The organism is Rhodococcus sp. 14-2470-1b (assembly GCF_002259415.1).
In the GTDB taxonomy this organism is placed as follows: Bacteria; Actinomycetota; Actinomycetes; order Mycobacteriales; family Mycobacteriaceae; genus Rhodococcoides.
The window spans coordinates 54,950-69,222 of record NZ_NPFY01000004.1; the positions used below are offsets into that span (position 1 = coordinate 54,950).

The 14,273-nt window shown below is 66.0% G+C and carries 1 protein-coding gene; it reads right to left on the reverse strand.

What is annotated here, in order from left to right:
* Positions 1 to 189 precede the first annotated feature (189 nt).
* Complete coding sequence (locus tag CH293_RS01765; protein ID WP_094719167.1) at positions 190 to 14,145, reverse strand: non-ribosomal peptide synthetase; 13,956 nt, start codon at positions 14,143 to 14,145, stop codon at positions 190 to 192.
* Positions 14,146 to 14,273 lie beyond the last annotated feature (128 nt).

Sequence of the window (14,273 nt, forward strand, 5' to 3'; positions counted from 1 at the left end):
GTTCCGTTTCGCCCCTTCGATCGACGCTCGACCCTGGGGCCGAAGCTCGGTTACATCCGCACCGGTATGCGAACTACAGGTGGTTCGATGCACTCGGCACCGCAGATTGCGTACCGAACCGTTCATCGATTGCCGAGCGGACGACGTTACTGCGCGGTAAGGTCCGCCCGGCCGGGCCGAGACGCCGCCCTAGCCGCGCCCGAAAGCTCGTTCGCCTGCAGTCACCCGAGCCTCTCCGATCGCACGTGCCGCGGGTTCGCCCTCGGTCGGTGCGTCGACGAGAACGACGAACTGGAGGTCCTCGGACTCTTCCTCGGACAGCTCCTCGACTCGATCCGCGGTGACGAACGCATGCGTGACCCAGTCGTCCAGGACCGCATCGCTCAGCGAGACGCCGGCCGCTGGTACCACCCACGCCGCGCCGACGAGAGCGGACGACAGCAGTGTGGACAGATGCCAGAGCCGTCCCGCAGCGACATCCGCGAGCACCCGGGACTCGAACGTCATCGACAATCGTGCATCCGCGGCGAGCAACGACGCCACCAACTCACTCTGGGCGATCACGAACGGCTCGGTCGCTCGATCGTCGACCACGACGACAGCCGCGTCGTCGACGGCGAGCAGTCGGGTGCGCGCAGAGTACGCAATCGGACGACGCGATGCGGACTGCACGGCGTCGGACACCGCGGGATCGTCGAGCGCAACGAGCTGCGCACCGTCACTCTTCTGAGAGTCGGAGGTGCCGATCACCCACGTCGCATCCGCGCTCGTGCCGAGTACCGAAGCGGGTGTGTCCGCCTCCGACACCACCACGGCGGCACCCGCGAACACGACCGCAAGCACGGTCACTACCCAGTCCACCGACATCGCGACGTCGACGACCACGCGATCACCGGGCCCGACACCGCGGTCGACCAGGACACGCGCCAGCGCGGACGACCGTCCTTCGATGTCGATGTAGGACATCTCGTCACCGTTGTCCACGACCGCGGGAGCCTCCGGATCGAGCTCGACCACGGATCCGATCACCTGCGGCAGCGACCGTTCGACGGCGACCGCCGTGGCGTCGTTCGCCCCAGCCGAGGTCGTCTGCGCGTCGGTTCGAGCCCTTTCTTCGGCGGACATGATCTCGATATCACCGACGATCACGAACGGATCCGACGCGACAGCGGTGAGGATGCGCGTCAGTCGGTCTGCGAACGACGCCGCAGTCTGCTCGTCGAACAGGTCGGTGGCGTACAGCAGCGAGCCGAACAGTCCGGCAGGTTCGCCGGCGTCGTCCATCCTGGACTCGACGGTGAACTGCAGGTCGAACTTCGCGCCGAGCTCGCCCGCCTCCAGGCCTTCCACCGAGAGTCCCGGCAGTTCCAACTTCACCCGTTCGAGGTTCTGGAACGACAGGGCAACCTGGAAGATCGGGTGGCGTGCCTGAGACCGTGCCGGCACCACGGCGTCGACGATCTCCTCGAACGGCAGGTCGGCGTTCCCGAATGCACCGAGGTCGACCGACCGCACGTCGTCGACCAAACCGGAGAACGTTCCACCGAAGTCGACTTGGGTGCGCAGCGCGAGGGTGTTGACGAACATGCCCACCAGATCGTCGAGTTCGGCGGCTCCGCGTCCCGCCACCGGGGTTCCGACGACGATGTCGCTGCTGCCGCTGAGACGGCCGAGCAGAACAGCCAGACCAGCGTGCACGATCATGAAGAGCGAGGTGCCACGATCACGCGCGAAGTCGATCAATCCTGCATGCGCTGCGCGATCGACATGGAACGGTGTCGAGTGCCCTCGCATCGACTGGGTCGGCGGACGCGGACGGTCGGTCGGTAGATCGACAGCCTCCGGAACTCCCGAGAGGGTCTGCTTCCAGTACTCGAGCTGTGTCGACGCCGGCGATCCCTCCACGGTCGTGTCGCCGAGCACCTGGCGTTGCCACAGCGCGAAGTCCGCGTACTGCACGGAGAGCGCAGTCCACATCGGCGGAGTGCCCTGCGTCCGGGCCGAGTAGGCCACCATGACATCCCGGGCGAGCGGCGCAATCGAGGCGCCGTCGGCGGAGATGTGATGGACGACGAGAGCAAGCACGTGCTCGGTCGGGCTCAGCTGAACCAACCCCACACGAACCGGTACCGCCGACGCGACGTCGAATCCTCCGAGAACCAGCTGGGCGACTGCCTCGAACGCCCCTGCTTCACCGTCGACGACTGTAGGACGCAGGTCGAAGACGACCTCCTGCGGTGACAGGATCTTCTGCTCCGGGCCGTCGGCGTCCGACGGGTAGGTCGTACGCAGGGTTTCGTGACGAGCGACGACATCGGCGATCGCTGCGGCAAGCGCATCGTGGTCCAGCTCACCGGTCAACCGCACCGCGAGGGGGATGTTGTACGCGCTCGACTCCGGGTCGATGGTGCTCAGCACCCACATGCGCTGCTGCGCCAGCGACAGCGGCAGTCGCGCCGGACGCTCGGTCGCGACCAGAGGTGCCCGGCTACCCGTGCCGGCCAGACTCTCGACTGCGGCGGCGAAGGACTCGACCGTCGAGAAATCGAACAGTGTTCTGACTGGAATCGACGCATCGAGCGCCGCGCCGACACGGGACACGACCTGGGTAGCGATGAGCGAGTTGCCGCCGAGGTCGAAGAAGTTGTCGTCGAGACCGACCCGTTCGAGCCCCAGGACCTCGGTGAAGACACTGGCAACCGTGACCTGGGCCTCGGAAGTCGGTTCACGGAACTCCGACAGCTGGGGCGCCGGGTCCGGCAGCGCCTTGCGGTCGAGCTTGCCCGCTGAGCCGAGGGGGAACTCGTCGAGCACGACGAACGCCGCGGGCACCATGTACTCGGGCAACGACTCCGAGACGGTGCGCCGGATCGCGTCCACGTCGACGACTCGACCTGCTGCGGGAACGACATAGGCGACCAGCCGGTCACCACGGACCAGAACGACCGCCTGTCCAGCCGAATCCGATCGCAGCACAGAGGATTCGATCTCTCCGAGTTCGATGCGCAATCCGCGCAGTTTGACCTGGAAGTCCGACCGTCCGATGTACTCGATCTCGCCGGCGGAGTTCCACCGCACGAGGTCGCCGGTGCGGTAGAGCCGCGCGCCGTCGTCGCCGAACGGGTTCGCGACGAATCGGTCCGCGGTGAGATCGGGACGGGACGAGTATCCGCGTGCCAGTTGCACGCCACCGAGATACAACTCGCCGACTGCGCCGACGCCGACCGCGTTCAGTCGCGCGTCCAGAACGTACACCTGCGTGTTGTAGACCGGTCGACCGATCGGGACGGCGGCGATATCAGCTTCGGAGACCTCATGGAAGGTAACGTCGACAGCCGCTTCCGTCGGTCCGTACAGGTTCACCAATCGGGTGGACGGAAGAACCTCGGCGAGAGCACGCGCCGTCGACGTCGGCAAGGCTTCACCCGACGAGAACACGATCCGCAGAGACCTGTCCGACGCCGCAGACGGCTCGGCGGCGAACACCCCGAGCATCGACGGAACGAAGTGCGCCACACTCACCCGTTCCGCGGCGATCAGCTCTGCGACGTACTTCGGATCACGGTGCCCGTCCGGCCGTGCGATCACCAGTCGGGCGCCGATCTGCAACGGCCAGAACAGTTCCCACACGGACACGTCGAACGTCGTCGGCGTCTTCTGCACCACGGTGTCGTCCACCGTCAGCTCGTACTCGTCCTGCATCCACACCAGACGGTTGACGATCGAACGGTGCTCGACGACGACGCCCTTGGGCTTTCCGGTGGAACCGGAGGTGAACAGAACGTACGCGGGATCGCGAGGGGTGAGTGCTCCCGTGCGCTCGGCGTCGGTGAGGGGGCGGTCGGGGTGGACACTCGTGTCCAGATCGTCCGGCACCACCAGGTCGTCCAGAACCACCAGGTCGTCCAGCACGACCACGTCGTCGCCCGCGAGTTCTCCGCGATCACGCGTCGTCGTCAGGGTCAGCGCGGTGGCCGCGGTGTCGAGGATGTAGGAGATTCGGTCGTTCGGCTGCGACGGGTCGACCGGAACGTACGCGGCCCCTGCCTTCAGCACCGCGTAGATACCGACCATGAGCTCGATCGATCGGCCGACCGCTACTGCCACCGTTCCGCCCGGACCGACGCCTCGCTCGACGAGGTACCGCGCGAGGCGGTTCGCACGCGAGTCGAGTTCTCGGTATGAGACCGACTCGCCCTCGTAGGTCAACGCCACTGCATTCGGCGAGATCGACACGCGTGACTCGAACATCGAGACCAGCGTCGCCGACGGATCCAGATCGTGACCGGTCGAGTTCAGCTCCACCAGCAATCGGCTTCGCTCCGCGTCGTCGACGAGGTCGATATCACCGACGACGACCGAAGGATCAGCCACGACCGCACCGAGCACCGTGACGAACTGCGCGGTGAGTAGTTCGATCGTCGACGCGTCGAACAAGTCGGTGGCGTAGACGATTTCGGCCTCACGGACCGGTGCGCCGTCGAGGCCTGCAGTGGGCTCCCCGACAGTCACTTGAAGGTCCATCTTGGCCACCGCAGCGTCGAAGTCGATCGACGACGCCTTCAGACCGGGTAGCGAAAACGAGGTGGATGCGAAGTTCTGGAACGTGAGCAGCACCTGAGTCAACGGATGTCGTCCACCGACACGCGGTGGATCGAGAACCTCGACGACACGCTCGAAGGGAACGTCCGCGTGCGCAAAGGCTGACAGGTCCGTTTCGCGGACGACCTTCAACAGGTCGACGAACGTCGAGGTTCCTGCCACCGGCGTTCGAAGCACTAGCGTGTTGACGAACATTCCGATCACGTCGTCGAGCTCGGCTTCACCGCGACCGGCGATCGGAGTGCCCAACACCACGTCGGATTCACCGGACACCCGCGACAACAACACCGCCAGCGCACCGTGCACCACCATGAACGGAGTCACGCCGGCACGGGTTGCCACGGAATCGATGGCTGCCACTGTCTCCGCGTCGATGGTGAAGCGGTGGGCGGCACCCCGCCCACTGGCCACGGCGGGACGGGAACGATCGACCGGTAGTGCCGGCTCGTCCGGAGCATCACGCAACCGTTCGAACCAGTACCGTTCCTGGGCAGCCATGGGTGACGTCGGATCGTCCGAGGACCCCAGCACTTCGCGCTGCCACAACGTGTAGTCCGCGTACTGCACCGGCAGGGGCGACCATCCCGGCTCGTCGCCTGCTGCGCGCGCCACGTAGGCCGTCACCACGTCTCGGATCAACGGCATCATCGAGAAGCCGTCGGCCGCAATGTGATAAGCAACGACGACCAGCACGTACTCGTCACTGCCGAGGTCCAGCAGCCGAATTCGAACCGGCACCGACCGGGTGACGTCGAATCCTTCGGACACGATCGTGGTGACCGCAGAGACCACGTCGGCCTCGGACACCTGCTCCACCCGGAAATCCGGTCGAACAGCCGTGGCAGGAAGGACCACCTGGATTCCGGTTCCGGAAGATTCCGGGTACACCGTGCGCAGACTTTCGTGGCGAGCGACGACATCGTCGATCGCTGCACGCAACACATCGACGTCGAGTGCACCGCTCAATCGCACCGCCGCCGGAATGTTGTTCACCGCCGACTCGGGCTCCAGACGGTTCAGGAACCACATGCGCTGCTGCGCAGGCGACAGTGGAATGCGGTCCGGTCGCGGGCGGGGGGTCAGAGCGGGGCGGGCGCCGGAGCCCGACTCCACGCGTGCCGCAAGGGATTCGACCGAAGACGCATCGAAGACCATGCGCACCGGAACTCGACTGTCGAGGGCGACTCCGAGTCGGGACACGAGCTGAGTCGCAACGAGCGAGTTACCGCCCAATTCGAAGAAGTCGTCGTCGAGACCGACCCGTTCGAGACCGAGTACGTCCGCGAAGACGTCTGCGACGATCTCCTCGATCGGTGTGCGAGGTGCTCGGAACTGCGTGGCGTGGACCGCCGGGGCGGGGAGCGCCTTCCGGTCCAGCTTGCCGGAGGTGTTCAACGGGAACTCGTCGAGCGTGAGGATCGCACCGGGAATCATGTAGCGAGGCAGCGCCGCGGCAAGCGAATCGCGCAGTTCGTCGATGTCGAGGTCGGTGTCTTCGCCGGACGCAGGAACGACGTATCCGACGAGTTGGTCACCGGTGTTCGTCTGCACCACCGCAGCGGCGGACAAGCCCACCCGCGGGTGTGCAGCGAGCGCGGCCTCGATTTCACCCAACTCGATACGTTGCCCACGGAACTTGACCTGGAAATCGGTGCGACCGATGTACTCGAGCGTGCCGTCGGATTGCCACACCACGAGGTCGCCCGTCCGATACATCCGGCTGCTGGCCGAGGACGAGCGAGACACGAACGGATTGGCCACGAATCGATCGACCGTCAGGTCGACTCGACCGTGGTAGCCACGCGCGAGCTGGACGCCGGCAAGGTAGAGCTCGCCCGGAACTCCGACCGGGACCGGCCGGAGTCGTGAATCGAGCACGTAGACAGCGGAATTCCACTCGGGTCGCCCGATGGTGACAGCCGAGCCGATCGCGGTGTCGGTCACGTCCGCGTACGTGATCGACACGGCCGCCTCGGTGGGGCCGTACAGGTTGTGCACCCGCGCGTCCGAGACACGCGCGAAGTCACGGACCGCTTCTCCGGGAAGAGCTTCACCGATGACGAAGATCTGCTGCACGGACCGAAGCGCCGCACGCCCTACCGCCGATGCGAACACCGACAGCATCGTGGGAACGAAGTCCGTGACCGTCACGTGTCGCTGCGAGATCACCTCGGCGAGGTAGCGCGGGTCGCGATGACCATCGGGGGTGGCGAGCACCAGTTGTGCTCCCACTCTCAGTGGAAGGAAGAATCCCCAGAGCGAGACGTCGAACGTCGTCGCGGTCTTCTGCAGATACACGTCCGACGCGTCGAGCGAGTACTCGGACTGCATCCATTCCATCTGGTTCACGATCGCGCGGTGACTCACTGCTACGCCCTTGGGACGGCCGGTGGACCCGGACGTGAAGATCACGTATGCGACGGACTCGGCAGACACCGGAGAAGGCGGCAGGACCACGTCCTTGCCGCCCCGGAACTCGGCCGGCGCGGAGTCCACGTCGATCACTCGGACGGCCCCGGGAGGTGTGAACAGGTCCCGACCGCGCACGAGGACGCAGACCGGTTGTGCGGCACCGAGTATGTAGTCGATTCGCTCCACCGGGTGGTCGGGGTCGATGGGGACGAAGCCTGCGCCCGCACGCAGCACCGCATACATTCCGACGACCAGGTCGATCGATCGGCGCACCGCGATGGCGACCAAGGCGTCGGGCCCCGCGCCTGCGTCCACCAGCACGCGCGCGAGTTCATCCACCCTCGTGGCGAATTCGCCGTACGTCAGAGATTCGTCCTCGTAGACCACCGCGACGGCGTTCGGTGTCTCGCGCGCAGCGTCGGCGAACCGGTCGAGCAGCATCGCATCGTCGACGGTTCGTCCGGTCTCGTTCCATCCGGCAACGAGCAGTTCCGCCTCGTCCGCAGCGACCAGATCGATATCGCCGACGGTCACCGTCGGCTCGTCGGTGACCTGCTCGAGAACGCGGAGGAATCGCCGTTCGAGCATCTCGACGGACGCCGGATCGAAAAGATCGGTTGCATAAGTGAATTCGACGGACCATCCACTGCCGTCGACGGGCTCGCTGACCGCGACCTGCAGATCGAACTTGGCGATCCCGGCGTCGAAGTCGACTGCCGACACGGACAGATTCGGCAACTCCAACGAGGATCGGCCGAGATTCTGGAAGAAGAGTGCTACCTGGAAGAGTGGGTGACGAGCCGCGGACCGAGCCGGGTCGAGTATCTCCACGAGGCGTTCGAACGGTATGTCGGCGTTCGCGAATGCAGCGAGATCCGTGCGGCGCACCGTGTCGAGCAGGTCCTCGAAGGATGCCGCGGCATCCACGTCCGTCCTCAGGACGAGGGTGTTGACGAACATACCGATCATGTCGTCGAGCGCTGCGTCACCGCGGCCGGCGATGGGCGCACCGATGGCGATGTCCGACGTTGCCGACAGTCGAGCGAGCAGGACGGACAACGCAGCGTGCACCACCATGAACGGAGTGGCTCGGTACTCCTGCGCGATCCGTTCCACGGACGCGCGAAGCTCGCCGGAAACCTCGAACCGGTGGGTTCGACCACGATTGCTCGCCACGGCCGGACGGCGACGGTCGAACGGCAGATCCAACTGAGCGGGGAGCCCGGTGAGAGTGCTCTGCCAGTAGTCCTTCTGCGCGGAGATGATCGAATCGGGATCGTCCTCGGAGCCGAGCACTTCCCGCTGCCAGAGCGTGTAGTCGGCGTACTGGACGGCAAGAGGTTCCCAATCGTTGTCCAGCCCTGCCGCTCGTGCGGTGTAGGCCCGGACGACGTCTCGCGTCAGCGGACCGAGCGAGTACCCGTCCGCGGCGATGTGGTGGACGACGAACACCAGAACATGCTCGGTCGACGACACCTCGAACAGGCTCGCGCGGAACGGCGCTCGCCCGGTGACGTCGAAACCAGCGAGCACGGTCTCCTCGATCGCTGCCGGAAGCTCGTCGGCGTCTATCGGGATGGGGGCGAGGTCGGGGATGACAGCGCGAGTCGGCACGACTTCCTGGCTGCCCACCCCGTCCACCTCTGGGTACACCGTCCGCAGAGATTCGTGGCGGGCCAGGACGTCGGCGACCGCGACGTGCAGTGCGTGTCTGTCCAGCAGACCGGACAACCGGATCGCGACCGGGATGTTGTTTACCGCCGACTCCGTGTCCAGTCGGTTGAGGAACCACATGCGCTGCTGCGCCAAGGACAGTGGCACACGATCGGGCCGCGGACGCGGGGCGAGAGGTACTCGTGCCCCACCGCTTGCCTCGCTCTCGATCCGTGTCGCCAGGGCTGCGACGGTCGAGGTCTCGAACATCAGTCGAACCGGAACCGTCGTGTTCAGCGCAGCACCCAGCCGTGACACGACTCGTGTTGCGATCAACGAGTTTCCGCCGAGCGAGAAGAAGTCGTCGTCGACTCCTACACGTTCGGCCCCCAGCACCTCACCGAACACGCTCGCGACGATCTCCTCGACGGGGGTCGACGGCGCGCGGAATTCCGCCGCTTCCACCTGCGGTTCGGGTAGTGCTCCACGGTCCAGCTTTCCGGCGGAATTGACCGGGAACTCGTCGAGTTCGACGATCGCGGCCGGCACCATGTAGGACGGCAGTTCACGTCCCAGTGTCTCGCGCAGTTCGGCCGCGTCCACGCGGTCGCTCGCCGGTGACGCGACGTAGAGCGCTATCCGGTCGTTGCGCACGACGGCAACTGCATCCGCGACGCCGGGAACGGTACGGGCGACAGTGTCGATCTCGCCCAGTTCGATACGCAGTCCTCGCAGCTTCACCTGGAAATCGGTTCGGCCGATGTACTCGAGGTCGCCTTGGTGGTTCCAGCGCACGAGGTCGCCGGTGCGATACATCCTCCCGCCGCCGAACGGATCGGCGAGGAACCGGTCGGCCGTCAGATCGGGTCGACCGTAGTACCCGCGCGCGATCTGCCGCCCGGACAGATACAGCTCACCTGCGACACCTACCGGTACCGGATGAAGACTGCCGTCGAGTACGTACGCAGCCGTGTTCCACACCGGGGTGCCGATGGGTATGGATGCGTCAGCTGGAACCTCCGCGCCGGAGACCGAGCGGGCAGTCGCATGAACCGTGAATTCCGTTGGCCCGTAGAGGTTGTGCACCGATGCATCGGTCACCTTCGACAGCGCGGTCACCGTCGAGGTCGGCAATGCCTCGCCGGCCAGTTGGATCAGGCGGAGAGCCGAGAGGTCGCGGCCGACCGACTCTCCCAGGAACGCACCGACCATCGACGGCACGAAGGACAGCGCGGTGATTCCCTCCGATTCGACCACGTCCACCAGATAGGCCGGATCGCGATGACCGTCCGGAATCGCGACGACGAGTCTCGCCCCGGATGCGAGCGGCACGAACAACTCCCACACCGAGACGTCGAAGGTGAACGGCGTCTTCTGAAGCACCGAGTCCTGACTGTCGATCCCGTATTCGGAAGCGAACCACGCTGTCTGGTTCGCTGCGGCCGAATGCGAGACGGCGACGCCCTTCGGCCTTCCGGTCGAACCGGAGGTGAACACGACGTAGGCGACGTTGTCGCCTCGGGGCGCTCGGCGATCGACGCCGGACAGCGGGGCGCCCGACAACTCGGACAGATCCAGTTCGTCGAGGCGAACGGTCTCGGCAACTCCACCGGCCACATCGGCTTCGGAGGTCGTCAGTACGACGGAGGCGCGCGAGGTCTCGAGAATGTACCGGTTTCGTTCGACCGGCTGGCTCGGGTCGATCGGTACGTACCCACCGCCGGCCTCGAGCGCCGCGTACACCGCGACCATCATGTCGAGCGAGCGTGGAATCGCAACCGCGACCAGTACTTCCGGACCGACACCCCGTCGGAGCAGGTACCGCGCGAGCCGAGCGACCCGGGAGGCGAACTCGGCGTACGTCAGCGACTCGTCACCGAACTGCAGTGCCCGCGCATGCGGAGACGCCTCCACTGTCCGGTGGAACCCGTCGAGCAGGGAGACGTCGGAGACGACGTGATCGGTTGCATTCCACTCGTGCAGCACCCGAGTCCGCTCGGACTCGTCGACGATGTCCACGGACGCCACCGGCACATCGGGCGCAGCAACGGCCGAGTCCAGCACGAGGAGGAACCGTCGCGCCATGTCCGCGACCGTTGCTTCGTCGAAGAGATCGGTGGCGTAGGTCAGATCGAGCGACCACCCGTCCCCCCGATCGGAGACGGTCACCTGCAGGTCCGTCTTCGCGACAGCGGTGTCGAACTCCACGCCCGACACCGTGAGACCGGGGAGCCGAAGATCGGTCGAACCGACGTTCTGGAACACCAGGAGGACCTGGAAGAGCGGATGACGGGCCTGCGACCGAGCCGGGTCCAGAACCTCGACGAGTCGCTCGAACGGTACGTCCGCGTGCGCGAACGCATCGAGATCGGTGTCTCTGACGGAAGTCAGCAACTCGGTGAAGCTTCGGCGGTCCTGGACGTCGGCTCGCAACACCAACGTGTTGACGAACATGCCGACCAACTCGTCGAGTACCTGCTCCCCTCGACCCGCGACCGGGGTCCCGACCACGATGTCCGACGTGCCCGACAGCTTCGCCAGCAATACCGAGAGTGCGGCGTGCACCACCATGAACGGGGTGGCGCCTCGGGCCGAGGCCAGTGTCTCGACCCTGCGCCGCATCTCGGCGTCGATGAAGGCCGAGTAGTTCGCGCCGCGGCCCGACGCCACAGCCGGTCGACGTCGGTCCGACGGCAGATCGAGTTGGACCGGAATATCGGCGAGTGCGCCGATCCAGAATCGTTCCTGCTCGGCGATGAGCGACGTCGGATCGTCGTCCGATCCGAGTACCTCTCGCTGCCACAGCGAGTAATCGGCGTACTGCACCTCGAGTGGCGCCCATTCCGGTGCCGCCCCTGCTGTGCGTGCCACGTATGCGGACACGATGTCCCGGGTGAGTGGAACCATCGAGAAACCGTCTGCTGCAATGTGATGCGCGACTACGACGAGTACGTGTTCGCTCGGCTCCAGTTCCAACAGTGTCAACCGGACGGGAACCTCGGACGTCACGTCGAAGCCTGCCGACACCAGCTCGACGACTCGGTCCAGAACGGTCTGCTCACTCACGACGACGGTCTCGAGCTCCGGCGTGCGGTCACCGATGTCCGCGACGACCTGACGACCGACGCCGTCGGTGTCGGGGTAGAACGTTCGAAGCACCTCGTGGCGCTCGACCACGTCGTCGACTGCCGTGGTCAGCGCATCCTTGTCCAGCTCGCCGGACAACCGGATCGCGACGGGGATGTTGTCGACGGCCGACGTCGGGTCCAGTCGATTGAGAAACCACATGCGCTGCTGTGCCATCGACAAGGGGACGACGTCGGGACGTTCGCGTCGACTCAAGGGCACGGCCGTGGACGATGTTCCCGACGCCAGGGCGCTCTCCACCGAGGCGGCGAGTCCCGCGGCCGTGGGCGTGTCGAAGAAACCGCGGACGTCGACCTTGACCTTCGCGTCCGCGTTGACGCGAGCGACCGCGCGCGTCGCGCTCAGCGAGTTGCCGCCCAGCGCGAAGAAGTCGTCGTCGACGCCAACCCGGTCGACACCGAGAACGTCCTCGAACACGGCGACGATCGCGCGCTCGACGTCGTTTTCGGGGGCGCGGTACTCGGTCGCCAGGTCTGCGGAGCCGGGCACGGGAAGTGCCTTGCGATCGAGCTTTCCGCTGGCGTTGAGCGGAAACTCGTCGAGCGCGACGAACACGGCCGGCACCATGTAGTCCGGCAACGTGCCACGAATTCCGGCCGCCAACTGCTCGGAGTCCGCCGTACCCGTCGAGGTGACGACGTACGCCACCAACCTGTCGTCGACTCCGTTGTCGGACTCGTCGGAGACGACGACCACCACGGCCTGACGAACATCGTCCAGCGTGAGCAGCGCTGCCTCGATCTCGCCGAGCTCGATACGCAGACCACGAAGTTTGACCTGGAAGTCGGTGCGCCCCAGGTAATCCAACACCCCGTCGTTGTTCCACCGCACGAGGTCGCCGGTGCGGTACATCCGCTCGCCGGTCGAGGAGTTCACGTTCGCGACGAAGCGGTCGGCCGTCAGATCCGGGCGGCCAAGGTATCCACGCGCCAATTGCACGCCCGACAGATAGAGCTCACCCGGCACCCCGGGCGGCGTAGGGTTCAAGCCTTCGTCGAGTACGTGCAGTTCGGTGCGCGGCACCGCCGAACCGATCGGAACGGACACCGCGTCGGCACTGCCGGTCCGGTGGAAGGTCACGTCCACAGCGGCCTCGGTCGGGCCGTAGAGGTTGTGCAGTTCCGCGTCGAACAGCTCGTGGAACCGGCGAGCGGAGCTGGCCGGAAGTGCCTCACCGGACGCGAACACCTGCTTCAGTGCCGGCAGGCTGTTCCGCTCGTCCGAACCGTCGAACTGGCCGAGAAAGACCGTCAACATCGAGGGCACGAAGTGAGTGGTGGTCACCCCGTGCGCACGCATCGTATCGGCGATGTAGGCGGGGTCGCGATGACCGTCCGGCGCCGCGATCACCAACCTTGCCCCTGCTTGCAGCGGCCAGAAGAACTCCCACACCGATACGTCGAACGTGAACGGTGTCTTCTGCAGAACGACGTCGGCGTCCGACAACGGGTAGGCCGCCTGTCGCCAATCGAGGTTCGCCACGATTGCGTCGTGCGAGACGGCGACACCTTTGGGTCGTCCCGTGGAGCCGGAGGTGAAGATGACGTAGGCGGTGTTGCTCGGACGTGCCGGACCGGACGGCCGCTCGTCGTCGGTCAACGGATCGGACGAGTAGTCGTCGAGCGGCTCAGTGTCCACCGACAGAACCGGGACACCGTCCGGCAGCGCCACGTGCTCCCCCCACGTGGTGAGCACGAGCAGCGGTTCGGCGATGCCGACGACGTAGGCGATTCTCTCCGCAGGGTGACCCGGATCGATGGGGACGTAGGCGCCGCCCGCCTCGACGATCGCGTACATCGCCACCAGAAGGTCCACGGAGCGGGAGATGGACAGGCCGACTCGGACATCGGGGCCGACCCCCAGTTCGACGAGTCGACGAGCCAAGCGATCGACATGAGAAGAGAACTCGCCGTACGTCAGTGTCCGGCCGTCGAACTCGAGGGCAACGGCGTCCGGAGTGCGGTCTGCTCGCTCGCGGAAACGAGTGGCCAGGGTGACGTGTTCCCCTGGACCCGTCTCCGAGGCGTCCGCGCCGAGAACCGAACGCACGTCGCCCACGATCGCGGCGACGACGGACTCCAGACCACCTTCGGCCGACTCGACGGCTCCCGGAGCGAGCGTCGACAGCGCCAGCGGAACGAGGGCGTCGGCGCCGAGAACCCCGCCCATGGCAGCGTCCAGGTTCGTCAGCTCGAGTTGGACGGCACCGTAGGACACGACATTGCCGCCGATGTCGACGGTCCGCTCAGGCTCGGCCGCGACGACACGGTCGACGAGCCCAGGTAGATCTTCGATCGCCGTCGAGTGCGAACCGGATCCACCAGACACCATCTACTTCTCCTCTTGATCACGACACGCGTCGAATACCCGGTCGATTATCCCTACTCCCACGACAGCAGCCGACGTCCCCCTCTCCCGCCGAGGAATTCCTCGGCGAGGACGTCAGCTGTCGTCGTGGG